The sequence below is a fragment of the Sanguibacter suarezii NBRC 16159 genome (genome assembly GCF_001552735.1).
Taxonomy (GTDB): domain Bacteria; phylum Actinomycetota; class Actinomycetes; order Actinomycetales; family Cellulomonadaceae; genus Sanguibacter; species Sanguibacter suarezii.
In genome coordinates this window covers 135,912-159,419 of sequence record NZ_BCRT01000001.1, presented here as the reverse complement: position 1 = coordinate 159,419, position 23,508 = coordinate 135,912, and the positions used below count along the sequence as shown (strand labels likewise).

General features: G+C 70.7%; 19 protein-coding genes and 2 riboswitches. Of the genes, 14 read left to right on the top strand and 5 right to left on the bottom strand.

The window, feature by feature from the left end:
* Nucleotide 1 precedes the first annotated feature (1 nt).
* The gene (locus SS2_RS00725) at nucleotides 2–430 is read right to left on the bottom strand and encodes a rhodanese-like domain-containing protein (protein WP_066460364.1); all 429 of its coding nucleotides are present in this window, start codon (nucleotides 428–430) and stop codon (nucleotides 2–4) included.
* Between the two features lie 17 nt (nucleotides 431–447).
* Nucleotides 448–560: riboswitch (SAM riboswitch) on the bottom strand.
* A gap of 111 nt (nucleotides 561–671) precedes the next feature.
* Nucleotides 672–787: riboswitch (SAM riboswitch) on the top strand.
* Nucleotides 788–842: 55 nt separating this feature from the next.
* Between SS2_RS00725 and SS2_RS00720 the strand changes: the two genes are divergently transcribed.
* The 3 genes from SS2_RS00720 to SS2_RS00710 all read left to right on the top strand — a co-directional run bounded on the left by SS2_RS00720 (nucleotide 843) and on the right by SS2_RS00710 (nucleotide 6,224).
* The gene (locus SS2_RS00720; RefSeq protein WP_066460359.1) at nucleotides 843–2,243 is read left to right on the top strand and encodes an aminotransferase class V-fold PLP-dependent enzyme; all 1,401 of its coding nucleotides are present in this window, start codon (nucleotides 843–845) and stop codon (nucleotides 2,241–2,243) included.
* A gap of 163 nt (nucleotides 2,244–2,406) precedes the next feature.
* On the top strand, nucleotides 2,407–4,386 hold the full coding sequence (locus SS2_RS00715) for an ABC transporter ATP-binding protein (RefSeq protein ID WP_083941448.1): 1,980 nt from the start codon (nucleotides 2,407–2,409) through the stop codon (nucleotides 4,384–4,386).
* Complete coding sequence (locus SS2_RS00710; protein WP_066460357.1) at nucleotides 4,383–6,224, top strand: ABC transporter ATP-binding protein; 1,842 nt, start codon at nucleotides 4,383–4,385, stop codon at nucleotides 6,222–6,224. The genes SS2_RS00715 and SS2_RS00710 overlap by 4 nt, the downstream gene beginning before the upstream one ends.
* 7 nt (nucleotides 6,225–6,231) lie before the next feature.
* Here SS2_RS00710 and SS2_RS00705 read toward each other — a convergent pair whose 3' ends face one another.
* Entirely contained in the window at nucleotides 6,232–6,852 is a 621-nt protein-coding gene (locus tag SS2_RS00705) for a pentapeptide repeat-containing protein (protein ID WP_066460355.1), read from the bottom strand.
* 117 nt (nucleotides 6,853–6,969) lie between these two features.
* Between SS2_RS00705 and SS2_RS00700 the strand changes: the two genes are divergently transcribed.
* The 3 genes from SS2_RS00700 to SS2_RS00690 all read left to right on the top strand — a co-directional run bounded on the left by SS2_RS00700 (nucleotide 6,970) and on the right by SS2_RS00690 (nucleotide 9,772).
* Nucleotides 6,970–7,596, top strand: coding sequence for a GNAT family N-acetyltransferase (locus tag SS2_RS00700; protein WP_066460353.1), 627 nt, complete (start codon nucleotides 6,970–6,972; stop codon nucleotides 7,594–7,596).
* A 43-nt stretch (nucleotides 7,597–7,639) separates the two neighbouring features.
* The gene (locus SS2_RS00695; RefSeq protein ID WP_066460513.1) at nucleotides 7,640–8,218 is read left to right on the top strand and encodes a GNAT family N-acetyltransferase; all 579 of its coding nucleotides are present in this window, start codon (nucleotides 7,640–7,642) and stop codon (nucleotides 8,216–8,218) included.
* 348 nt (nucleotides 8,219–8,566) lie between these two features.
* The gene (locus SS2_RS00690; RefSeq protein ID WP_439646283.1) at nucleotides 8,567–9,772 is read left to right on the top strand and encodes an FAD-dependent oxidoreductase; all 1,206 of its coding nucleotides are present in this window, start codon (nucleotides 8,567–8,569) and stop codon (nucleotides 9,770–9,772) included.
* A 4-nt stretch (nucleotides 9,773–9,776) separates the two neighbouring features.
* Here the strand turns inward: SS2_RS00690 and SS2_RS00685 are convergent, their stop codons facing one another.
* The 3 genes from SS2_RS00685 to SS2_RS00675 are packed head-to-tail and all read right to left on the bottom strand — an operon-like array spanning nucleotide 9,777 to nucleotide 13,530.
* Entirely contained in the window at nucleotides 9,777–10,739 is a 963-nt protein-coding gene (locus SS2_RS00685) for a MaoC family dehydratase (protein WP_066460351.1), read from the bottom strand.
* Nucleotides 10,739–12,100, bottom strand: coding sequence for a 3-oxoacyl-ACP reductase (locus tag SS2_RS00680; protein ID WP_066460349.1), 1,362 nt, complete (start codon nucleotides 12,098–12,100; stop codon nucleotides 10,739–10,741). Before SS2_RS00680 ends, SS2_RS00685 begins: the two co-directional genes overlap by 1 nt.
* Nucleotides 12,097–13,530 carry an acetyl-CoA C-acetyltransferase gene (locus tag SS2_RS00675; RefSeq protein ID WP_066460347.1) on the bottom strand — a complete coding sequence of 478 codons (1,434 nt, stop codon included), beginning with the start codon at nucleotides 13,528–13,530 and terminating at the stop codon, nucleotides 12,097–12,099. Before SS2_RS00675 ends, SS2_RS00680 begins: the two co-directional genes overlap by 4 nt.
* A 361-nt stretch (nucleotides 13,531–13,891) precedes the next feature.
* Here SS2_RS00675 and SS2_RS00670 point away from each other — a divergent pair, with 361 nt between their 5' ends.
* The 8 genes from SS2_RS00670 to SS2_RS00635 all read left to right on the top strand — a co-directional run bounded on the left by SS2_RS00670 (nucleotide 13,892) and on the right by SS2_RS00635 (nucleotide 23,455).
* A complete protein-coding gene (locus SS2_RS00670) occupies nucleotides 13,892–14,653 on the top strand; it encodes a copper homeostasis protein CutC (protein ID WP_066460346.1) in 762 nt (253 codons plus the stop codon).
* Between the two features lie 307 nt (nucleotides 14,654–14,960).
* Entirely contained in the window at nucleotides 14,961–16,514 is a 1,554-nt protein-coding gene (locus SS2_RS00665) for an ABC transporter substrate-binding protein (RefSeq protein WP_245643245.1), read from the top strand.
* Between the two features lie 45 nt (nucleotides 16,515–16,559).
* The gene (locus SS2_RS00660) at nucleotides 16,560–17,555 is read left to right on the top strand and encodes an ABC transporter permease (protein WP_066460341.1); all 996 of its coding nucleotides are present in this window, start codon (nucleotides 16,560–16,562) and stop codon (nucleotides 17,553–17,555) included.
* The gene (locus SS2_RS00655; protein WP_066460340.1) at nucleotides 17,548–18,597 is read left to right on the top strand and encodes an ABC transporter permease; all 1,050 of its coding nucleotides are present in this window, start codon (nucleotides 17,548–17,550) and stop codon (nucleotides 18,595–18,597) included. The genes SS2_RS00660 and SS2_RS00655 overlap by 8 nt, the downstream gene beginning before the upstream one ends.
* Nucleotides 18,594–19,499, top strand: coding sequence for an ABC transporter ATP-binding protein (locus SS2_RS00650; protein ID WP_083941446.1), 906 nt, complete (start codon nucleotides 18,594–18,596; stop codon nucleotides 19,497–19,499). Before SS2_RS00655 ends, SS2_RS00650 begins: the two co-directional genes overlap by 4 nt.
* Nucleotide 19,500: 1 nt before the next feature.
* Nucleotides 19,501–20,370 carry an ABC transporter ATP-binding protein gene (locus SS2_RS00645; protein WP_066460339.1) on the top strand — a complete coding sequence of 290 codons (870 nt, stop codon included), beginning with the start codon at nucleotides 19,501–19,503 and terminating at the stop codon, nucleotides 20,368–20,370.
* Between the two features lie 204 nt (nucleotides 20,371–20,574).
* A complete protein-coding gene (locus SS2_RS00640) occupies nucleotides 20,575–21,324 on the top strand; it encodes a TetR/AcrR family transcriptional regulator (protein ID WP_439646282.1) in 750 nt (249 codons plus the stop codon).
* A gap of 43 nt (nucleotides 21,325–21,367) precedes the next feature.
* The gene (locus tag SS2_RS00635; protein WP_066460337.1) at nucleotides 21,368–23,455 is read left to right on the top strand and encodes an acyl-CoA dehydrogenase family protein; all 2,088 of its coding nucleotides are present in this window, start codon (nucleotides 21,368–21,370) and stop codon (nucleotides 23,453–23,455) included.
* The last annotated feature ends 53 nt before the right edge of the window (nucleotides 23,456–23,508 follow it).

Sequence of the window (23,508 nt, the reverse complement as noted above, 5' to 3'; positions counted from 1 at the left end):
GTCACTCCCCGGCGGTGTAGGTGGTGGCCGGCAGGCCGCGCAGGCGCCAGCCGTTCACGGTGCGCTGCCCGGCGGCGTCGGTGTCTCCCTCGAAGCCTTCCAGGACGTTGTAGGCCGGGCCGAACCCGGCTGCGGTCGCGTCGATGGCCGCGCCGATGGAGCGGTTGCCGGAGCGGCACAGGAAGATGACGGGCCGCTCGTCGCCGGGGGTGAGGCCGGTCTCGGCCAGCTCGGTGAGGAAGTTCTCGTTCGGGCCGAAGGGCGTGGTCCACTCGATGAACGCCGCGCGGTCGCCCTCGAGGGACGAGGTGTCCGGCACGCCGACCTGGCGCCACTCGCCTTCGGTGCGCACGTCCACGAGGATCGCGTCCGGGTTGCTCTCGAGCAGGTCCCAGGCCTGCTGGGGGGTGAGGTCGCCTGCATAGGTCATGTCATGCCTCCGTCTGTCGTCCATCGGTTCCGGCGGTAGCACCCTCGCCCTGCGTCAGCCCCGTCAGGGCTGGGCAAGGGGGTTGCTGCGGCGTCGTCGTGCCAGATCACTCAGCCGCTCTGGATGGTGTGTCCTACTGAGCATCACCCCGCGAGCCGTATCTGAGACGGTCGGTCCATGATGCGAGACGCCGCGTGCCTGCAGATTGACACCCCTGAGTTCCTCACGAATGCTGGACCCAGGTCATGAGTGCCAGCGCAAAACCCCGGTTTGCTGGCCGGCAACCCTCCTCCGCGGTGGGGTGCCCCGGGTGAAGACCTGGCCGGAGCCGAGAAGGCATTCCGGCAAGCGCGGGGTCGGTGCGGTACATCGCTGACGGCACGAGATCCCCTCAACTGCACGGAGGATCCTCATGCCTGTCCTGACCCCGACCGAAGCCCGGTCCTGCCTTCCCGTCGTCGGCTCTGACACCCTCGTCCCGCTGGTCGACGGCACCACCATCGCCTACGCCAACCTCGACTGTGCGGCGAGCGCCCCGGCGCTGGTCGCCGTGGCCGAGCGGGTCACCACGACGCTGCCGCTGTACGCGAGCGTGCACCGCGGCGCCGGATACCTCTCCCAGGTGTCCACCGCCCTCTACGAGGCGAGCCGCCAGACCATCGGCGCCTTCGTGGGTGCCCGCACCGACGACGTCACCGTCATCACGCGCAACACCACCGACTCCCTCAACCTGCTCGCCGGCTGCGTGCCCGCCGGCCCCGACGGAGAGCCGGGCCGCGTGCTCGTCCTGGACGTCGAGCACCACGCCAACCTGCTGCCCTGGCAGCGCAGCGCCGGCGGCGCGACGGTCCTGCATGGCGAGGACTCCGTCGCCGCGACCCTGGCGGCCCTGCGCACCGAGCTCGCCCGGGCGCCCTATGCGCTGCTCGCCCTCACCGGGGCCTCCAATGTCACCGGGGAGTACCTCCCGGTGGCCGACGTCGTCGCGCTCGCCCACGAGGCCGGTGCGCGCGTGGCGCTGGACGGCGCCCAGCTCGTCCCGCACCGTCGCTTCTCCCTCGCCGAGACCGGTGTGGACTACATCTCCTACTCCGGGCACAAGACCTACGCCCCCTTCGGCTCGGGCGCGCTGGTGGGCCGCCGGGACTGGCTCGACGCCGGCACCCCGTACCTGGCCGGCGGCGGCGCCGTGCGCCAGGTCGACGTCGACTCCGTGGTGTGGACCACGGCGCCGGCCCGCCACGAGGCCGGCTCCCCGAACGTCATCGGCGCGGTCGCCCTCGCCGCGGCCTGCGACGCGCTCGCGGCTCTGCCCGCCGGGACCCTCGAGGCCCACGAGGCCTTCCTGCGCGAGCGCCTGGTCTCCGGGCTGGAGGCCATCCCCGGTGTGCAGGTGGTGCGGGCCTGGGCGGACGCCGTCGACCCGGTCGGCGTGGTGACCTTCTCCGTCGTCGACCACGACCCGGGTCTGGTGGCCGCGTACCTGTCCGCCGAGTACGGGATCGGTGTGCGTGACGGCCGCTTCTGCGCCCACCCGCTGCTCTCTCGCCTGGGCTACGCCGCCGGGGCGATCCGAGCGAGCGTGGGCGTCGGCACCACCCTCGAGGAGGTCGAGCGGCTGCTCGGTGCGCTGAGCACCTTCGTCACCGACGGCCCGGGCGCCACCTACGAGGTCGTCGACGCCTGCTGGACGGTCTCGCCCGACCCGCGCCCGCTGCCGGAGGGCAGCGGTCTGTCCGGGCTCATCGCGACCGCCGCTGCGGGGTTCATCGCCGAGTCCGCCGGGTGCGGTCCGCTGCTCGACCAGCAGTAGGTCCACCGCAGGGAGCGGGAACGCTCCCACCCATCGCCGCTGCTCAGCCCGCTGCGGGCGCGAGTGTTTTGGCGGAAAGTGGTTACCTTTCTGGCCAATCTGCCCTGTGCTACGTTTCAGCCGTTTGAGTCAATGACGACGATGTGCAAGCTGGCGGTCAGACATGGGAAGTGCCGGACAGGCGATCCGTAGGACAGTCCATCGACGATCGGCACGGTGGATCGCGCTGATCCGGCTGCTCCCTACCGCCGGAGCCGGGATCGTCATCGGCGGCCTGGCGATGGGCGTGCTGCTCGCGCTCGCCCCGCTCGCGGTCATCGTGCTCATGGGGCGGGTGCTCTACCTCCTGCCCGACGCCGCTGCGGCCGCGACCTGGGACGAGCTGCTCACCACCCTGCTCGTCGCCTTCGCGCTGCTCGTGGTCCAGCAGCTGGCGGTGCCCTTCCAGGAAGGCATCGTCGAGGTGATCGGTCGCCGGGTCGACCAGCACTGCATCGACCGGCTCATGGGCGCGGCCTTGGCCGACGCGCCGCTCTCGGTCCTCGAAGAGCCCGAGGCTCTCGACATCCTCGCCGATGCCCGCGCGGCCTACTCCCGGCTGGCCCGCACCCCCGGTGAGGCTGCCGGTGCGCTCATCCCCCTCACCTCCCGGTACATCCAGCTCGTCGGCGCCGTCGTGCTGGTCGCGGTGGTGGTCAGCCCGGTCGCTGCCGCGGTCATCGCAGCGACGGCGCTCGTCGTGCGCTTCGCGATCCGAGGGACGCTCGGCCGCTTCGCGGTGCTGTGGGACTCCCTGTCGGGGTCGCGGCGCAAGATGTCCTACCTGCGTGAGGTGGCCACCGGAGCCAAGGCAGCCAAGGAGATCCGCCTGCTGGGGCTGCTGCCCTGGCTGCGCGCCCGGCTGCGCCACGACACGATGGCCAACTTCGAGCCCCAGTGGCGCGGCAGCCGCAAGCTCCAGCTGTGGCCCTTCGTCGGGTACTCCATGGTCGGCCTGGTCGGTGGTGCGGTGGTGCTCGTGATCATCGCGGTGGCCGGCACGGCCGGGAACCTCAATCTCTTCCAGCTCGGGGTGGCCCTCCAGGCGGTGCTCATCCCGATGCGCTTCGGCGTCTACTTCCCCGAGTGCGACGTGCAGACCCAGTACGGCCTGCACTCCTTCGAGGCGCTCGAGCGCTTCGAGGAGCTGGTCTCCGTCGCGCAGACGGCGGGTCCCGGCGAGGCAGTTTCCGGTGCGGCGGCGCCGGGCGTGGCGAGCACCGGGCGCGCGGAGAGCGAGAACGGGGAGGGCGGCGTCGGGCAGGACGCGGCCTCGCTGCGTGGTGTGGTGCGCTTCGAGAGGGTGAGCTTCCGGTACGCCGACGGCGGGCCGTGGGTGCTCCGCGACCTCGACCTGGAGCTGGCGCCGGGCGGGTCGACGGCCATCGTCGGGCTCAACGGCGCGGGCAAGACCACCCTGGTCAAGCTGCTGGCCCGGCTCTACGACCCCACCCGCGGGCGGATCACCGTGGGCGGCGTGGACCTGCGGGAGGTGGACGCCTCCGAGTGGCAGCGCCAGCTCGCCCTGATCTTCCAGGACTACGTGCGGTACGAGCTCACGGCCGGGGAGAACATCGGCTTCGGAGCCCCGCACCTCATGGACGACCGCGCGGCGGTGCGCTCGGCCGCCGAGCGGGCCGGCGCCGACGTGGTGCTCGACCAGCTCCCCGACGGGCTCGACACCCCGCTGTCCGCCCGCTACCCCGGCGGGCGGGACCTCTCCGGCGGCCAGTGGCAGCGCATCGCCCTCGCACGAGCGCTCCTCGCAGTGCAGGGCGGCGCGTCGGTGCTGGTCCTGGACGAGCCGACGGCGCAGCTCGACGTCCGCGCCGAGGCCGAGTTCTTCGACCGCTTCCTGGCCACGATGGACGGCCTGACCAGCGTGGTCATCTCGCACCGGTTCTCCACCGTGCGACGAGCAGACCAGATCGTGGTGATCGAGCACGGTCGGGTGATCGAGCGCGGCACCCACGACCAGCTCATCGAGCTGGGCGGGCGCTACGCCGAGCTCTTCGAGCTGCAGTCCAGCCGTTTCCGCACACCGACCACGGACACCTCAGCCGTGACCGGGTCGACGAACCCCGAGCAGGAGATCTCCGCATGACCTTCCTGAGAGCCATCGGCTTCATCCTGTCCCTGGGTTACCGCACCGACCGGCGTCGCCTGTTCGTGGCCTCCGGCCTGATGCTCGTGGGCTACCTGTCCGCGCCGCTGGTGGGGGCGGGGCTCGGTGCGTTCACCAACGCGGTGCTGGACCAGGACACCTCGCGTGCGGTGGGCCTGGCCATCGGTCTGGCCTTCCTGCTCATCTTCGAGCTCATGATGGGGCACTTCGCGCACCTGTCCTACTTCGAGCTGGGCGACATGCAGCAGATGCAGCTCACCGACGAGATCGCGGAGATCGCGCACTCGAGCGGCCGCATCGACCAGTTCGACCGGCCCGAGTTCGCCAAGCTGCTCACGGTGGCCACCGAGGGTTTGCAGCGGGTGCGCCTGGCCCTGGAGGTGACCCTTCAGCTGTGCGGCATGGTGCTCCAGGTGATCGTCACCACGGTGATCCTGGCCATGGTGGAGCCCTGGTTGGTGCTGCTGCCCCTGGCGGCGGTGCCTCCCGTGCTGCTCGCGCAGCGGGCGCAGAAGATCATGGACACCACCCGCGACGAGGCGGCCCTGGACATCCAGCTCTCGCGGCACCTCGTGCAGGTGGGGACCACGGGCCAGTCGGCCAAGGAGGTGCGGCTCTTCGGGGCGCAGCGTCCCCTCGCCGAGCGCCAGCGGGCGGCATGGAACGCGACCACGGCCCAGCTGTGGACGGCGCACCGGCGCGCGGCGGTGCTGCGGGCGATCGGCCAGGTGTGGTTCGCCCTCGCCTACGCTCTCGCCGTCTTCCTCGTGGTCCGCCAGGCTGCTGCCGGCGGGGCGAACATCGGCCAGGTGGTGCTGGTCATGACGCTCGCGGTGCAGGTCAGCTCACAGGTTGCCGGCGGGCTCGCGGTGCTCAGCATCTTGCAGTCGGTGGGCCGGACCGGTGAGCACATCGCCGAGCTGCGGGCCATGGTGGCGGACGACCCGGCAGCGGCCGCGGCCGCGACGGCGGCGGCGACGTCGGGCGAGTCGCAGAGCGCCTCGGCTGAGCCGTCCCCGCCCGGGGAGGTCCCCGAGCGGATGACCTCCGGCGTGACCCTGGAGAACGTCTCGTTCTGCTACCCCGGAAAGACGATCCCCGTCCTCCACGACGTGAGCTTCACCGTCCCGGCGGGCAGCACGCTCGCCCTGGTGGGCGAGAACGGCGCCGGGAAGTCCACCTTGGTGAAGCTGCTCTGCGGGCTGTACCAGCCGACGTCGGGCAGGATCTTGGTGGACGGCGTGGACCTCGCCACCCTGCCCGACTCCGTCTGGCGCGAGCGGGTAGCCACCCTCTTCCAGGACTTCGCGCGCTTCGAGCTGATGCTCCGCGAGAACGTCGGCACGGGGCTGGTCAGCAAGATCGACGACGACGAAGCGCTGTGGGCGGCCCTCGGACGGGCACGCGCGGGCACGGTCGTCGACCGTCTCGCCGACGGGCTCGACCAGCTGCTGGGCCACGAGTACGGCAACGGCGTGGACCTCTCGGGCGGGCAGTGGCAGACGCTCGGGCTGGCGCGCACCCTCATGCGGACCGACCCGTTGCTGCTCATCCTCGACGAGCCCGCCGCGGCCCTGGACGCCTTTGCTGAGAACGCGCTCTTCGAGCGCTTCGTGGCCTCGGCGGAGGAGACAGGGCGGGTTGCTGGCGCGATCACGGTCTTCGTCTCGCACCGGTTCTCCACCGTGCGTGACGCGGACCAGATCATCGTGCTCGACGGCGGCTCCGTCCGTGAGGCGGGGACGCACACGGCGCTCATGGCTCGCGCGGACCTGTACGCCGAGCTCTTCGCGCTGCAGGCGGGGGCGTACTCCTAGGCGGGCGTCAGTCCTGGACCGTGAGGCCCAGGTGCGCGGCGAAGAGGGGAGCGAAGGCGTCGAGCTGGTCGGTGCCGATCCGCGCACCCTTGAGGCCGGCCAACCCGGTCAGCTGACCCAGGTGCGCTCCGCGCAGGTCGACGTTCTTGAGCTGGGCACGGCTCAGCGTGAGGTGGTCGACCCGGGTGTTCGTGAAGATCACGGTCGTGGCGCGGACCCCGGCGAGGTCGAGCTCGCCGATCACGCAGTCGGTGAAGGTGAGCCCCGTGATGCGGGTGTCGCGCAGGTTGAGGTAGTCGATCTTGGTGCCGGTGATGGACACGCGTGACCAGCTCGACCCGAAGGCCTGGACGCCACCCAGGCGGCTGGCGGTGACGCTCACGTCCTGCCAGTCGCCGTCGGAGGCGTCGAGGGTGTCAGCGTTGACGGTGGTGAAGGTGGTCTCCATGATCCGGGCCGACTGCAGGTCCGCCCCAGAGAGCTGGGTGCCCTCGAAGGTGCACTCGATGAGGCGTGACCCGGAGGCGTCGACGCCGCTGAGGTCGTCGCTGCCGAAGGCCACCCGCTCGATGTAGGCCTCGGCCTCGAGGCGGTCGGAATCGGGGGAGTAGGGGGTGGGGGGAGCCATGGGACGACTCTCTCACGACCGGCTGACAGGCGTGTTCATCGAGCGGTCACCAACTGTTCTCCACAGAGGCCGGACGAGGCCTTGTCCGCGTTTCCAGGCCTGTGGTTCTCTGACGCTGTGGAGCACAACCTCGTCCTGGACGGCCACGGGTTCCGCCTCGAACCGTTGGCCTTGGCGCACGTCGGGGCGCTCGCTGCTGCCGTCGACGAGGCGATGTGGTCGGGCATGTCGACGCCCACCCCGCGAGGTGAGGTGGGCATGGTCAACTACGTCGAAGACACCCTCGCTACCCCTGACTGCCTCGCCTTCGCCGTGATCGACCAGGTCAGCGGAGAGGTCCGAGGCAGCACCGCCTTTTGCGCCCTGTCCCACGACCAGGGCCGGGCGGAGATCGGCCGCACCTTCTACGACCGGCAGGTCTGGGGGCGGGTGATCAACCCGGTGTGCAAGTTCCTCCTCCTCGAGCACGCCTTCAGCACATGGGGTCTGTTCCGGGTATCGCTGCGAGCCGACTCCCGCAACACCCGGTCCATCGCGGCGATCACCCGGCTCGGTGCGACGTACGAGGGGACCCTGCGCGGCTTCCGGCTGGCCCCGGACGGCTCACGGGCCGACAGCCTGTCCTTCTCGATCCTCGAACCGGAGTGGCCCCGGGTGCGCGCCGGTCTGCTCGACCGGATCGACCCCCTGCGCCGGATCGTCGTGGCGGAGGAGGGTGGGCGAGCCGCAGGCCAGGGCGGCTGACATCGGTCGACCGGGCCATGACGTGCTCTGGCACGATGTGCCCATGGACCACGCGATCACCCTCGACGGCTACGGCGTCCGGCTCGTCCCGCTCGCTCCCCAGCACGCAGCAGACCTGGCCGCCCTCGTCGACGCCGAGCTGTGGGCCGGCATGACGGTCGCGGTGCCAGACACCGCCGACGCCATGGGCGCCTACGTCGCCGCCGCGATCGCGACGCCGGGGCGCGCGGCCTTCGCCGTGCTCGGCGCGGAGGACGGCGAGGTCCGCGGGTCCACCTCGCTGTACGAGTGGGTGCCCGCCCAAGAGCGGGTCGAGCTCGGGTCGACCTTCTACGGCCGGGAGTTCTGGGGCGGGGTCACCAACCCGGCCTGCAAGCTCCTGCTCATGCGCCACGCCTTCGAGGAGGCGGGGATCAACCGCCTCGCCCTGCGCGCCGACTCCCGCAACGCCCGGTCCGTCGCCGCGATCGAGCGCCTCGGCGCGGTGCGCGAGGGAGTGCTCCGCGAGCACCGGGTCGCCCCCGACGGCTCGCGCGGCGACACGGTCTACTTCTCGATCCTCGCCCGCGAGTGGCCCGCCGTCCGCGCAGGCCTCCTCGCCCGCCTCCCCGCCAAGCACTGACACCCCTGCCCGCCTGCCCTGCCGAGGGCTGCCCCCTGCCCTGCCCTCTTCATGACCAAGCCGGCCCCGTCGACCAGCCCGTCCACCCCCCCGCTCAACGTCAGCCCCACACATCGCCCCGCTGATTCACCTACGGGGCGTGCTCTTGACGACGTGACGTGCCTACGAACGCACGCTGCGTAGTCAAGAGCACGTCCCATAGCGGTCGGTCGATCGCGCCACCCTGGCCGCGGGTGACCGTAGGTGGTGTCGCGCGGGTGGGGGTGGCTGTGGCGGGCAGAAGGGCAGGGGGCGGGGCAGAGAGGAAGGGGGATGGGAATAGCGGGGAGGCGGGGGCGGTTTGGCAGAGTGGTTGAACTTTCAAGAGATGTGGGGGAGATCGTGCTCGACGTCGTGGTCATCGGAGCGGGGCAGGCGGGGCTGGCTGCGGCGTACCACCTGCGGCGGCGCGGGCTCGTGCCCGGCGTCGACTTCGTCGTGCTGGACTCCAACGACGGCCCTGGGGGAGCGTGGCGCCACCGCTGGCCGTCGCTCACCCTCGGCACTGCCCACGGCATCCATGACCTCCCCGGCCTCGCACTGGGCACCCCGGACCCGACCGAGCCGGCGTCCTCGGTCGTGAGTCGCTACTACGGCACCTATGAGGAGACCTTCGACCTGCAGGTCCGCCGTCCGGTGACCGTCCGCGAGGTCCGCGACGCCCGCCCCGAGGAGTACACCGGCACGGGCATCGCCGACCGCCCGCCCCTCGTGGTCGTGGGGGACGACGAGGTGTGGGCCACCCGGACGATCATCAACGCGACCGGCACCTGGACCCGCCCGCACTGGCCGTACTACCCCGGCCGGGAGCTGTTCCGCGGCCGGCAGCTGCACACCCACGACTTCTGGTCGGTCGAGGAATTCCGTGGTCAGCACGTCGTGGTGGTCGGTGGGGGAGCCTCGGCGGTCCAGTTCCTGCTGCCGCTCGCGGAGGTCGCCACGACCACCTGGGCCACCCGCCGCCCGCCGGTGTTCGGCGAGCGGAGCTTCGACCGGGAGTGGGGGATCGACGTCGAGCGCCGGGTCAAGGAGCGCACGCGAGCCGGGCTGCCGACCCTGAGCGTCGTCGAGGCCACGGGTCTGGACCTCACACCCGCCTACCAGCAGGGCATCGACGACGGCGTGCTCGTCTCGCGAGGCATGTTCACCCGGATCACCGAGACCGGAGTCGTCTTCCCGACCACCGGTCCTGACGGCGAGCCGGGCGAGACGGAGGTCGCCGCAGACGCGATCTTGTGGGCCACCGGCTTCCGGCCCGCGGTCGACCACCTCTCGCCGCTGCGTCTGCGCGAGCACGCGGGCGCCATCGCGACCGACGGCGTCCACGTCCCGCGTGATCCCCGCGTCTTCCTCGCCGGCTACGGCGCAGGTGCCTCGACCATCGGTGCCACCCGGTCAGGCCGTGCGGCCGCGGTCGCGGCGGCGCGCGCAGTCGAGGACGCCGCTGACCCCGTGAGGAGCGCGACCGCCCGGAGCGCGACCGTCCGCGACGAGACGCCCGCGCCCCAGCGCTGAACGGTCAGGACGCCCCGGGCGTGACGTGCCCGCGGAAATGCTCCTTGCCCCTGCGCGCATCCCATCCCACGTACTCGAAGCCCGAGGCCTCGTCCCCGGTGATCGACACCGCGACCGAGCTGGGCAGCAGCACCGGTTTGGCGAACTCGACGGTCCACTCCACGGCGCCGCTGCGTCCAGCCCCGGCGCGCCCCACGCCGCTCTCGGCCAGGGCGCGCGCCGCGGTGTACATCCCGTGCGCGATGGCCCGCGGGAAGCCGAAGGCCTTGGCGGTCAGCGCGGACAGGTGGATCGGGTTGCGGTCGCCCGAGACGGCCGCGTAGCGGCGGCCGGTCCCGGCGTCGAGGGCCCAGCGCGCCGTGGGCATGGGAGGGGTGAACGGGGCGCTCGCAGGTGCCGCCGCCGAGCCCCCCGCGCCCACCCCGCTGCGCGTCACGCCCTTCGCGAGGTACGTCGAGACCCCACGCCACACGACCTCCATCGCGTCCCCGGCGCCGTACCGCGCCGTCACCTCCGTCACGAGCTCGACCTGCGTGCCGCGCGGGTGCGGCACGAGACCGCGCGCCCACGCGTGCACCTCGAGCCGCTCGTCGGACCGGATCGTCCGCGCGACGGTGACCGTGTTGGCCAGGTGCACCATGCCGGCCAGCGGCAGCGGGAAGTCCGGCCGCACCATGAGCGCCATGGCGACCGGGAAGGCCAGCACGTGCACGAACCCGGCAGGCAGCACGTCGTCGACCGGCTCGCCGAGAAGTCGCTGGTAGCGGACCAGGTGCTCGGGGTCGGCGACGACGTCGGCCGCGCGGTAGGTCACCTCAGGCAGCGACGCGTCGTCGGGCTCCTCGCCGCCGCGCCCGGGCAGCCGCGGCCAGCCGGGCAGCACGGCCCGGGCGTAGAGCCCGCCGAGCCCCGGCACGCCGGGCAGCGTCTTGACCGTCGAGGGCCGGCCCGGCAGATCCACGTCCATCAGGCGCCCACGAGGTTCTGGCCGCAGACCCGCAGCACCGTGCCGTTGATCCCGCCGGCCGCCGGGCTGGCGAGGAAGGCGACCGCCTCGGCGACGTCGACGGGCAGCCCGGCCTGCTGCAGGGAGTTGAGCCGGCGCGCCACCTCGCGCGTGGCGAAGGGGATGCGGGAGGTCATCTCGGTCTCGATGAAGCCGGGGGCGACGGCGTTGGCCGTGCCGTCGACGTCGGCGAGCAGCGGGCCGGTGGCCCGGACCATGCCGATCACCCCGCCCTTGGACGCGGCGTAGTTCGTCTGCCCGCGGTTGCCGGCGATCCCGGAGGTCGAGGCGAGGGAGACGATCCGCGGCGCGTGGGTGAAGGCCGGGGAGGCGAGCAGCGCCTCGTTGATGGCCAGCTGCGCGGAGATGTTGACCGCGAGCACCGACTCCCACAGTGCGGGCGTCATGTTCGCGAGCAGCTTGTCGCGGGTGATCCCGGCGTTGTGCACCACGACGTCCAGCCCGCCGTGGCGGGAGACGGCGTGGTCGATGATCGTGGCTCCGGCGTCGGCGGCGGTGATGTCGAGCTGGAGCGCGGTCCCGCGGATCTCGTTGGCGACGGCGGCCAGCGACTCCCCGGCGGCCGGCACGTCCACGACGACGACGCGTGCGCCGTCGCGGGCCAGAGTCCGCGCGATCGCGGCACCGATCCCGCGCGCCGCCCCGGTCACGACCGCGACGCGGCCGTCGAGCGGACGGTCCCAGCTGGCCGGCGCGGTGCCGGCGGTGGAGGAGACGGTGAGCAGCTGACCGTCCACGAAGGCCGACCGCGGGGAGAGGAAGAACCGCAGCGCTGCCAGCACCGACGGTGCGCCGAGGTCTGCGCCGTCGGACAGGACGATGCCGTTGGCGGTCGACCCTGCCCGCAGCTCCTTCGCGAGGGAGCGCAGGATGCCGTCGACGCCCTGGCGGGCGGCGGCCACAGCGGGGGAGTCCGACGCCGCGGCGGCGCGGGAGATGGTGACCACGCGCCCCCCGGGTGCCAGCGAGCGCAGCACACCGGACAGCTCGAGCATGGGCGCGGCGAGGTCGCTCGGGTGCACCACGTCGCTGAGGACCACCACGACGGCGCCCCACCGAGTGGCGTCCCCAGCAGCGGCGCGGCGTACGTCGAGGTCGCTGCCGCCGTCGGCGGAGAGCAGCAGCTGGGCGACGGCGTCGGCCTCCGTGCTCGCGGGGGTGCCGAGCACGAGGACCGGTCCCGGGGCCAGCGGTGCGTCCGGGGTGTGACGGCGCAGGACGCCGGGGCGGGGCAGGCCGAGCTTGGTGGCGACGGAACGGCCGAGCCCGCCGTTGACGAGGGAGACGTAGGTGTCGCTCACCAGGCACCGTCCGATCCGGTGGCGGGCGCTGCCTCGTCGGCGCTGGCGCCCGAGCCTGGCTGGCCCGACGGGTCGGCTGCAGACTCGATGATCGCCGCGACCCCCAGACCGCCGGCCGCGCAGATGGAGATGAGGGCGCGGGCCACCTGGCCGGTCTCGGCGGCGCGGGTGGCCACGAGCTTGGCGGCAGTGGCCACGATCCGGCCGCCGGTGGCGGCGAAGGGGTGACCGGCCGCCAGGGAGGATCCGACGACGTTGAGCCGGGACCGGTCCACCGTGCCCAGCGGACCGTCCAGGCCGAGCTCGGTGCGGCAGTACTCGGCGTCCTCCCACGCGGCGAGGGTGCTCAGCACGGTCGCGGCGAAGGCCTCGTGGATCTCGAAGAAGTCGAAGTCGTCCAGGGTCAGGCTGTTGCGGGCGAGCAGCCGGGGGACGGCGTGGACCGGGGCCATGAGCAGCCCCTCGTGACCGTGCACGAAGTCCACGGCTGCGGTCTCGCCGTCGACCACGCGCGCCAGCACCGGCAGGTCGTGGGCCTGCGCCCAGTCGCGGGAGGCGACCAGCACGACGGAGGCGCCGTCGGTGAGCGGGGTCGAGTTGCCGGCCGTCATGGTGGCCGGGACCGTCAAGGAGGTGCCGAAGACCGGGGGCAGCTTGGCGAGCTTCTCGACCGAGCTGTCCGGGCGCAGGTTCGCGTCTCGCACGAGTCCCAGGTACGGGGTGACGAGGTCGTCGAAGAACCCGGCGTCGTAGGCGGCTGCCAGGTGCTGGTGGCTCGCGGCGGCGAGGGCGTCCTGGTCCTCGCGGCTGATGCCCCAGGTCGCGGTGGTGATTGCCTGGTGCTCACCCATGGACAGCCCGGTCCGCGGCTCGTCGGTGCGCGGGGTGGCCGGAGCGAGGTCGGCCGGTCGCAGGGAGGCGAAGGCCTTCATCCGGGCGCCCAGGCTCTTGGCGTGGGAGGCCTTGAGCAGGGCGTGGCGCAGGCCCTCGCTCACGGCGATCGGCGCGTCGGAGATGGTGTCCGCACCGCCGGCGATGGCCGAGTCGATCTGACCGAGACGGATCTTGTTGCTCACCCCGATGACCGCCTCCAGGCCCGTCGCACAGGCCTGCTGCAGGTCGTAGGCGGGGGTCTGGGGGGACAGTGCCGAGCCGAGCACTGACTCGCGGACGAGGTTGAAGTCGCGGGAGTGCTTGAGCACCGACCCGGCCACCACCTCCCCGATCCGAGCGTCTTGCAGGCCGAACCGGGCGACGAGCCCGTCGAGGGCGGCGGTGAGCATGTCCTGGTTGCTGGCGTCCGCGTAGGCGCCGCCGGCGCGGGCGAAGGGGATGCGGTTCCCTCCCACGATCACCGCCTCGCGACCGTCGGGGGTGGGGGAGGCCGGGGGTCGGGGGGTGGTGGTCGGTGTCTGCGGGCTGCGCGGCACGGTGTCTCCTCGCGTCGTTGCTCGGGTGATCCTGCGGGTCTGCGGCTTCTTCGGTTCGGTGGACAGCGTGCGGCGACCTCGCGCGGTGCGCGAGCAGCGGGCGTCGGCTGCGTCCTGGCACCCACGGTACCTGATACTCAGAGTTTCGTGATGAACCGATGTCGCTCGACAGGGCCTAGGCTTTCCGGTGCGCGACCTTCACGCGCCGATGACGGGTAGCGACGGCGCGACCGGTCACCGGGCAGTGCGCCGTCGCACGCCTGGGGCGTGTCGGCGCCTGTGCGCGTCCCCCTGCTATATCGTCCCTCTACCCCTTCTGTCGCGTCCCGTCCTGGTCCGCGCTCCATCCTGAGGAGAGCTCATGGTCAGTCCTGCGCTCTTGGAACTCGCCGTCCAAGACGTCGCCGGACTCCAGGTGGCAGCCCGCATCGGCGCTGCGCGCGTCGAGCTGTGCGTGGCGCTGGGATCGACAGGTGGGCTCACCCCGAGCATCGGCCTCCTCGAGGCCGTCGTCGCCGCCGCCGCTGCGACCGGTCAGAAGAGTGCTCGCGGGATCGGAGTGCACCCGCTGATCCGTCCGCGCGCCGGTGGCTTCGTCTACGACGACGGCGAGCTGGCCGTCCAGGTGCGTGACGTCCAGGTGGCGGTGGCCGCCGGGGCGAGCGGCGTGGTGGTGGGTGCGCTGACGCCTGACCACGCCGTCGACGCCGCAGCCGTCGCCGCCCTCGTGGACGCCGCCGACGGCCGCGACGTGACCTTCCACCGAGCGATCGACACCCTCGACGACCCGCTGACCGCTCTTGACGTCCTGGCCGGGCTGGGAGTGCGGCGCGTGCTCACCTCGGGTGGGGCGCGGCGCAGCATCGACGGCGTCAAGCGCCTGCGCGCGATGGTGGCCCACGCCGCCGGGCGGGTGGAGATCATGGCCGGCGGTGGCGTGCGCCCCGAGGACGTCGCCGTGCTCGTGGACGCCGGAGTGGACGCGATCCACGTGTCGGCGAAGGGCTTCGTCGTCGATCCCGGGGGTGTGGGGGCCGGCTCCGAGGGTGGGTACGAGGTCACGGACGCCAAGATCGCCCAGGTGACCGCGGACGCGCTCTCATCCGCAGGATTCCGCGGATGAGGGGTAGCTCGGGGTCGCTGGAGAGGACAACATTCAGATACCAATTCGGTAACGGACGACGAGAATCATTTGGATTCAGCACTTCGTTCGTTAGGTTGCCGTACTAAAGCCACAATGACTAGTGGCTCAAGCGGCGTCGCGGCGTCGCTCGACGAAAGGACCAACGATGATCCGAACTGTGGGCCTCAGGCGAATGCTCCCAGCAGTCGCAGTTGCCTCTTCCATTGCCCTCATCGCTTCGGGCTGCTCCGGCGACGACAAGGGCGAAGCCAACACCGGCGGTGGATCGGGCGGCGACAGCGGCCGCGTGCTCAACGTCTGGGCGGGGAGCCAGACCCCGATCGTGGCGAACTTCAACCCGTTCATGCCGAACGCGCTCCTGCACGCCACCCAGGGGCCCATCCTGGAGCCGTTGTTCTACTTCAACAAGGTCGCCGACGCGGCGCCCACGCCGCTGCTGGGTGAGTCCTTCGAATGGAACGAGGACGGCACCTCGATGACCATCAAGGTGCGCGAGGGCGTGAAGTGGAACGACGGGGAGCCCTTCACCGCCAAGGATGTCGCGTTCACGTACAACTACGAGATCGCCAAGCCGTCGTACCTCGAGACTGCTGAGGCGACCGACGACACGACCGTCACGCTCACGTTCAACACCCCCTCGTTCACCAACGAGGACGGCCTGCTGCAGATGCTCATCGTTCCCGAGCACATCTGGAAGGACGTCCCCGACGCGGCTGTCGCGACCAACGAGAACCCGGTCGGCACCGGCCCCTACACGGTCGAGTCAGTCTCAGATGCCGCGTACGTGCTCGTCGCCAACCCGAACTACTGGCAGGAGGGCAAGCCGGCAGTCAAGAAGGTCCGCTACCTCGCCCTGAACTCCAACCAGACGTCGAGCGACCTGCTCACCACCGGCCAGCTCGACTGGGCCGGCATGTTCTCGCCCGACCCGAGCAAGGTCACCGGCGGTGGCACCTTGGCGATGATCAACACCCCGGTCGACCCGACCGTGCTCTACACCTGCTCCAACGCCGAGCTCGGCTGTGAGGGCCCCCAGACGGACGTTGCTGTGCGCCAGGCGATCAACCTCGCCATCGACCGCACCACGCTCAACGAGAAGGCGTGGGCCGGCCAGGCCAAGACCATCTCCCCGACGTACGCGCTGCTGGGCCGAGACGACAAGTGGATCGCCCCCGGTATGGAGAAGGAGAGCCCCCAGACGGCCGACGCCGCAGCTGCGGGCGCCATCCTCGAGGCCGCCGGCTACGCCAAGGGATCCGATGGCATCTACGCCAAGGGCGGTCAGAAGGTCGAGCTCACGCTCTCCTCGGTCGACGGCTGGACGGACTACAACGACGCGGCCAAGCTCATCTCCGAGCAGGCAGCTGCCGCCGGCATCAAGATCACCCCGATGCAGGTCACGTGGGACGAGTTCGCTGAGGGACGGTCCGCGGGCACCTACCAGCTGATCATGGGCGGCCTCATCGGAACGGCTACGGCGGACCCGTACTCGCTGTACCGCGACTGGCTCACGACGGAGGCGACCACCCCGGTCGGCACCGCCATCGCGTCCGGTGACTGGAACTTCTCCCGGTACTCCAACCCGGACGTCGACGCTGCGGTCCTCGCCGCATCAGGCACCTTGGACGAGGACGCCAAGAAGGCCGCGTACACCGTCGTCCAGGAGAACATCCTCCGCGACATGCCGTACATCCCGATCGTCGTCAACGCGACGCAGACCTTCATGAACACGAAGGACTACACCGGGTGGCCGACCGAAGACAACATGTACGCCTTCCCGCCGTCATGGGCCTCCGTGGGAGCCGGCATCGTGCTGGCCGACCTCAAGCCGGCCAACTGACGTGACTCCGAGGAGGAGATTGACGATGAAAGGACATGTTGAACAGTGAAGTACTACGTTCGACGGATCAGTTTCTACCTGATCACGGTCTGGGCAGCGATAACACTCAACTTCGTGCTGCCACGCCTGACACCCGGGGATCCCGGGGAGATCATGCTGGCAAAGCTCGCACGCAGCGGTGTGGAGATCACCGACCAGCTCGTCAGGAGCGTCAATCTCCTCCTTGGAGGTGCCACCGAAGGGTCCCTGTGGGACCAGTACGTGAACTACCTCGGCAAGATCTTCACCGGTGACCTGGGTGTGTCGATCACGACGTACCCGGAGCCTGTCGTGGATCTCATCGCGAAGGCTCTGCCGTGGACCATCGGTCTGGTCGGCCTGGCGACGGTCATCTCCTTCATCCTCGGCGTCGGGCTCGGCGCCTGGACCGGCTGGAAGCGCGGTACCTGGGCGGACAACCTCGTCCCGGGGACCACGCTCATCCAGTCGATCCCGTACTTCTGGCTCGCGTTGCTCCTGCTGTACATCTTCTCGGTGAAGCTCAAGTGGCTGCCCATCTTCGGCGCCTACGACGTCTTCACCTTCGCCGGGCCGGAGATGAGCTGGGAGTTCGTCTCCAGCGTCATCTACTACGGCTTCCTGCCGGCGCTGACCATCGTGCTCAGCTCGGTCGGTGGCTGGCTGCTGGGCATGCGCAACATGATGGTCACCACCCTCTCGGAGGACTACATCACCACCGCCGAGGCCAAGGGCCTGCGCCCGCGGCGCATCTTCACCGCCTACGCCGCCCGCAACGCCGGACTGCCGTCCATCGCCGGGTTCGCGATCTCGCTCGCCTTCGTCGTCTCCGGCTCGATCGTCATGGAGCAGGTGTTCTCCTACCCAGGCATCGGGATGCTGCTCATCCGCGCGGTCCAGGGCAAGGACTACGCGCTCATGCAAGGAATCTTCCTCGTGATCACCTTGACGGTGCTCGCCGCGAACTTCCTCATGGACATCTTCTATGGATTCATCGACCCGAGGGCGCGGCAGAATGGCTGACGAGGACATCCGTGAATCGCTGATCGCTGTACAAGCGACCGGCGCCGGCACGGCAGACGCAGTAGCAATCGACGAGACCATCGTCCGTCCGGTCCCTGACCGTGGCAGCAAGCTCGTGCGAGCGGTCCGGTTCACCCGGCGCTCCCCGAAGTTCGCCCTCGGGCTGAGCTTCGTCGTGGCGATCGTGCTGTTCGCGATCTTCGGCCCGATGCTGACCCAGAACCCGCGGTTCTCGGGGAATGACGCCCTCCTTCCCCCGTCCTCCGAGCACTGGCTGGGGACCACCGGACTGGGTTACGACATGCTCGCTCAGCTCGCCCACGGTGCGCGTGGCTCGCTGATCATCGGCGTGATCGTCGCTGCCATCGCGGTGACCCTCTCGGTGCTCTTCGGTGTGGTCGGCGGCTACCTGGGCGGATGGACCGACGAGGTCCTCTCGCTCATCACGAACATCATGCTCGTCATCCCGGGTCTGCCCCTGATCATCGTGATCTCCGGTTACATGGACGGACGCACGCTGTGGTTCGTGGCCTTCGTGCTGGGGATCACCGCCTGGGCGGGCTCGGCAGTGGTGCTCCGCCTGCAGGCTCGCTCGTTGCGCACCCGTGACTACGTCGCCGCCGCCCGGGTCTCGGGGGAGAAGACCTCCCGGATCGTCTTCGTCGAGATCATGCCGAACCTGCTGCCGCTGTTCGCCGCGCAGTTCCTCTTCGCCATGATCTTCGCGATCCTCGGCGAGGCAGGTCTGTCCTACCTGGGCCTCGGCGCGACCGGCTCCATCACCTGGGGGACCATCCTCAACGACGCCCAGGTCGGCATGGCGCTGACCCGTGACGCCTGGTGGTGGTTCGTTCCTCCGGGCGTGATGATCGCGCTGCTCGGTGGTGGGCTCTCGCTCATCAACTTCAGCATCGACGAGATCATCAACCCCAAGCTGCGCGCCGCTCCGGCTGCGGTCAAGAGCGTCCGCAAGGCACGCAAGACCGTCCGCAAGGGTGACCACACCGGTGCCGCCAGCACGACCGTGAAGGTGGACGCATGAACGCCTCGCTGGACCTGCAGTCCGCGTCACAGAGAATCCCCGGCAACTTCGGCGCCTCGCACGGGCAGGAGCCGGTGCTCACCGCTCACGACATCTCGATCACCTACGAGGTCGAGCCGCCCGTGCACGCCGTGAAGAACGTGTCGCTCACCCTGCACCGCGGGGAGATCCTCGGCCTGGCCGGGGAGAGCGGCTGCGGGAAGTCGACCCTGGCCTACGGCCTCAACCAGCTGCTCAAGCCGCCGGCGCTGCTGCGCTCGGGGGACGTGACCTTCCACGACCAGGGCGGGACGGACATCGACGTGGTCGGCCTGGAGGGGGACGCGCTGCGAGCCTTCCGCTGGGACAAGATCTCCATGGTGTTCCAGGGCGCGATGAACTCGCTCAACCCGGTCATCACCGTCCGGGCCCAGCTCTTCGACGTGTTCACCACCCACCGTCCGGGCATGTCCAAGAAGGAGAAGGAGGAGCGCAGCCAGGAGCTGCTGCGTCAGGTCGGGGTGGACCCCTCGCGCCTGGACAGCTACGCCCACCAGCTCTCCGGCGGCATGCGCCAGCGCGTCATGATCGCCATGGCCCTCGCGCTCAACCCGCAGGTCATGATCATGGACGAGCCGACGACGGCCCTCGACGTGGTGGTCCAGCGGGGGATCCTGCGTGAGCTCATGCGGCTGCGCGAGACCTTCGGCTTCGCGGTCATCTTCATCACCCACGACCTCCCGCTGCTGCTGGAGATCAGCGACCGCATCGCGGTCATGCTCCGCGGGGAGATCGTCGAGCTCAACTCGGCCGCGAACATCTACGCGCGTCCGCAGCACGAGTACACGCAACGGCTGCTCGGCTCCTTCCCGAGCCTGACCGGTGACCGTGGCGCTTTCATCCGCACAGGCGAGGCGATCTGACATGAAGAACCTTGAAGTCAAGCACGTGGTCAAGGACTTCCGCCTCGCCGGCGGACGCGGCAGGAAGTTCCGTGCCGTCGACGACGTCTCCTTCACCCTCGAGCCGGGCAAGACCATCGCCCTGGTCGGGGAGAGCGGCTCGGGCAAGTCGACCGTCGCCCGCATGATCGCCAAGCTCGAGGTCCCCACCTCGGGTGAGATCCTGCTGGACGGCAAGGCGAGCGCGACCCGCGGACGGGCCCTGGACAGCTACCGGCACAACGTGCAGATGGTGTTCCAGGACCCCTTCGCCTCGCTCAACCCCTTCCACACGATCCGCCACCACCTGGAGCGCCCGCTGCGTCTCCACGACAAGGCGAAGACGACGGCGGAGGTCGACGAGCAGGTGGCTCACCTGCTCGAGCGCGTGAACCTGGTGCCGACGGCGTCGGTCGCGCTGCGTCGCCCGCACGAGCTCTCCGGTGGTCAGCGTCAGCGCGTGGCCATCGCGCGCGCTCTCGCGCCGGGTGCGCGCTTCCTCATCGCCGACGAGCCGGTCTCCATGCTCGACGTGTCGATCCGCCTCAGCGTCCTCAACCTGCTCGCTCGTCTGCAGCGCGAGGACAACCTCGGGGTCCTCTACATCACCCACGACCTCGCGACCGCGCGTCACTTCTCCGACGAGATCATGGTGATGTTCAAGGGCAAGGTCGTCGAGCGCGGCCCCTCCGACGAGGTCATCAGGAACCCGCAGCACGAGTACACCAAGCTGCTGCTCTCCGCCGCGCCCAACCCCGAGAACCAGGGCCGGCTGCGTGAAGAGGTGCTCGCCGAGATGAACCTCGGCGCCCAGGCCACCGACCGCGACCGCTTCGGCACCCGCGGGATGTGAGCTGACCGCAGTCGCGGCTGCGACCAGCAGGACCACGGGTTCTGGAGAGAACCACCGGGACGACCAGGACCGGACCCCAGGCGTGACGGAGAACCCGTCACGCCTGAGGCGTGTCCGGGGGCGCGCGCTCCGGATCCGCGCCCGCACGGGTCCTCACGGCCACCACCATGTCCGGGACGGGCGGTACCTGATACCCTGAGTTTCGTGAGCCCAGCATCGTCTGGTCCGGCACTGAAGCCGACCGCATCTCCGTCACTCGCCACCTCCGCGCGCCCCGTCGTGGACCCGGCCCCCGCGAGCGCGGACGATCCTGCTGAGGCCCCTGAGGCGGCACCGGAACAGGTCCCCGACGGCCGCTCTACCCGCTGGGACTCCCACCGGGCGGCCCGCCGCATCGCCCTCGTGCACGCCGCCCGCAAGGCCGTGCACCGCGGTGGCCCGGAGATCTCCATGGACGAGATCGCCGCGTACGCCAAGACCTCGAAGTCCATCGTCTACCGGTACTTCACCGACAAGCCCGGCCTGCAGCTCGCCATGGGCGAGGCGGTCGTGGGGCAGATGGCCGAGGCTCTGCGTGAGGCGGCGCTGACGGCCACCACGCCGCGCGACTCGCTGCGCTCGATGGTCGCGGTCTACCTCGAGATGATCGAGCACTCTCCCAACGTCTACTACTTCGTCACGCGCACAGCCCCCGGCCTGCCCTTCCTCGACTCGATGATCGAGCTCGTCGCCGTGCCCTTCGCCCAGGAGATGAACACCTCCGCCGCTGACGCCGCCGCATGGGGCGCCGGGGCGGTCGGCTTCGTCCGCGGGTCGGGGGAGTGGTGGCTGGAGAACCGCGACGCGGCGGACGCGCCCACCCGCGAAGAGCTCACCGAACGCGTGACCGCCTGGCTCTGGGGCGGCCCCGTCGGCGTCCTGGCCAAGGAGAGCCGCCGCACCGACCTGACCTGACCCGCCACCGACCGTCGTCCTCATCTGTACAAGGGAGTTCAGAATGACCACCGTCTCGGACCCGCTCACCTCCACCGCGCCGACCGGAGACCCGTCCCCCGACGCGACCCCGCACGTCGACGTCGACTACCTCACCGATCATCTGCTGGGCCGGTGGTCCGAGCTGCGGAAGGTGGCCCGCTCCATCTCCGGCGACCCGCGCTTCGCCAAGGTCGAGGGCCAGAGCATGGCCGAGAGCCGCGCACGGGTGCTCGAGCAGCTCAAGCTCCTGGTGAAGGAGGGGCAGGTGCTGCGCGCCTTCCCCGAGCGCCTGGGCGGCAAGAACGACGCCGGCGGGAACATCGCCGGATTCGAAGAGCTGCTGGTCGCGGACCCGTCCCTGCAGATCAAGGCGGGCGTGCAGTGGGGACTCTTCGGAGCGGCGATCCTGCACCTGGGCACCCCCGAGCAGCACGACCGGCTGCTGCCCGGAGCGATGAGCGTGGACGTCCCGGGTGCCTTCGCGATGACCGAGACCGGGCACGGCTCCGACGTGGCGAGCATCGCCACGACCGCCACCTACGACCTGGACGCCGGCGAGTTCGTCATCCACACCCCCTTCCGCGCGGCGTGGAAGGACTATCTGGGCAACGCGGCCGAGCACGGCACCGCCGCTGTCGTCTTCGCCCAGCTCATCACCGGCGGCGTCAACCACGGCGTGCACGCCTTCTACGTCACCATCCGCGAGACCCTGCCTGACGGCTCCGCCGGGGAGTTCCGCCCGGGCATCGGCGGCGAGGACGACGGTCTCAAGGGCGGGCTCAACGGCATCGACAACGGCCGGCTGCACTTCGACCACGTGCGCGTCCCGCGCGAGGACCTGCTCGCCCGCTACGGCCAGGTGGACGCCGAGGGCGCCTACTCCTCCCCGATCGAGAGCCCCGGACGACGCTTCTTCACCATGCTCGGCTCCCTCGTCCAGGGGCGTGTGTCCCTCGACGGCGCGGCAGGCGTGGCGAGCAAGATCGCCCTGGCCACCGCAGTGCGCTACGGCAACGAACGCCGACAGTTCACCGGGGCCTCGGCCACGGAGGAGACCGTGCTGCTCGACTACGCCGAGCACCAGCGCCGGCTGCTGCCCCTCCTCGCCGAGACCTACGCCGGACACTTCGCCCACGACCGGCTGCTCGACCTCTTCCACGCGGTCTTCTCCGGAGACATGGACACCCCCGACTCCCGCGAAGACCTGGAAACGATGGCCGCGGCCCTCAAGCCCGCCTCCACGTGGCGGGCGCTGGAGACGCTGCAGACCGCCCGTGAGGCCTGCGGTGGTGCGGGCTTCCTCACTGAGAACCGGCTCGTCTCGCTGCGCGCCGACCTCGACGTCTACGCGACCTTCGAGGGTGACAACACCGTGCTGCTGCAGCTGGTGGGCAAGCGGCTGCTGGCCGACTACGCGACCGACTTCAAGGCGATCGAGGGCGTCGGGATGGCGCGGTTCGTGGTGGAGCGGGCGGCAGACACGCTGCTCTACAAGACGCCGCTGGTCCGGGCGACCCAGACCATCCTGGACACCGGGTCCGCCCGCCGGGCGGCGGGCTACCTGCGCGGGGAGCACGCCCAGCGGGACCTGCTCACCGAGCGGGTCGAGGCGATGGTCGCCGACCTGGCCAACGCCCTGCGCCCAGCGTCGAAGGTGAGCCGGGAGAAGGCGGCCGCGCTGTTCAACTCCCACCAGCACGAGCTCATCGAGGCCGCGCGGGCACACTCGGACCTGCTGCAGTGGGAGGCGTTCACCAAGGCGCTCACCGACATCAGCGACCCGGGCACCCTCCAGGTGCTCACCTGGGTCCGTGACCTGTACGGGCTGAGCGTCATCGAGAAGAACCTCGCCTGGTACCTCATCAACGGCCGCCTGTCCGGGCAGCGGGCCCGGACCGTGACCTCGTACATCGACCGGCTCGTCGCCCGCCTGCGCCCGCACGCGCAGTCCCTCGTCGACGCCTTCGGCTACGGCCCCGAGCACATCCGGGCGGCCATCGCCACGGGCGCGGAGAAGGTCCGCCAGGACGAGGCGCGCGAGTACTACCGCCAGGAGCGTGCCCGCGGTGGGGCGCCTGTGCACGAGAAGAGCCTCACCAAGCGCAGCTGATCGACCCCCACCCCGACCGGCTGGCAGCGCCCGGATCAGCGCTGCCGGCCGGG

What these genes read in the sequence shown, in the direction of transcription:
- SS2_RS00705 (WP_066460355.1), bottom strand. Translation starts at nt 6,852, where the DNA reads ATGGCTCCCCCCACCCCCTACTCCCCCGATTCCGACCGCCTCGAGGCC.
- SS2_RS00715 (WP_083941448.1), top strand. Translation starts at nt 2,407, where the DNA reads ATGGGAAGTGCCGGACAGGCGATCCGTAGGACAGTCCATCGACGATCG.
- SS2_RS00645 (WP_066460339.1), top strand. Translation starts at nt 19,501, where the DNA reads ATGAAGAACCTTGAAGTCAAGCACGTGGTCAAGGACTTCCGCCTCGCC.
- SS2_RS00720 (WP_066460359.1), top strand. Translation starts at nt 843, where the DNA reads ATGCCTGTCCTGACCCCGACCGAAGCCCGGTCCTGCCTTCCCGTCGTC.
- SS2_RS00695 (WP_066460513.1), top strand. Translation starts at nt 7,640, where the DNA reads ATGGACCACGCGATCACCCTCGACGGCTACGGCGTCCGGCTCGTCCCG.
- SS2_RS00725 (WP_066460364.1), bottom strand. Translation starts at nt 430, where the DNA reads ATGACCTATGCAGGCGACCTCACCCCCCAGCAGGCCTGGGACCTGCTC.
- SS2_RS00635 (WP_066460337.1), top strand. Translation starts at nt 21,368, where the DNA reads ATGACCACCGTCTCGGACCCGCTCACCTCCACCGCGCCGACCGGAGAC.
- SS2_RS00670 (WP_066460346.1), top strand. Translation starts at nt 13,892, where the DNA reads ATGGTCAGTCCTGCGCTCTTGGAACTCGCCGTCCAAGACGTCGCCGGA.
- SS2_RS00710 (WP_066460357.1), top strand. Translation starts at nt 4,383, where the DNA reads ATGACCTTCCTGAGAGCCATCGGCTTCATCCTGTCCCTGGGTTACCGC.
- SS2_RS00655 (WP_066460340.1), top strand. Translation starts at nt 17,548, where the DNA reads ATGGCTGACGAGGACATCCGTGAATCGCTGATCGCTGTACAAGCGACC.
- SS2_RS00650 (WP_083941446.1), top strand. Translation starts at nt 18,594, where the DNA reads ATGAACGCCTCGCTGGACCTGCAGTCCGCGTCACAGAGAATCCCCGGC.
- SS2_RS00685 (WP_066460351.1), bottom strand. Translation starts at nt 10,739, where the DNA reads ATGGACGTGGATCTGCCGGGCCGGCCCTCGACGGTCAAGACGCTGCCC.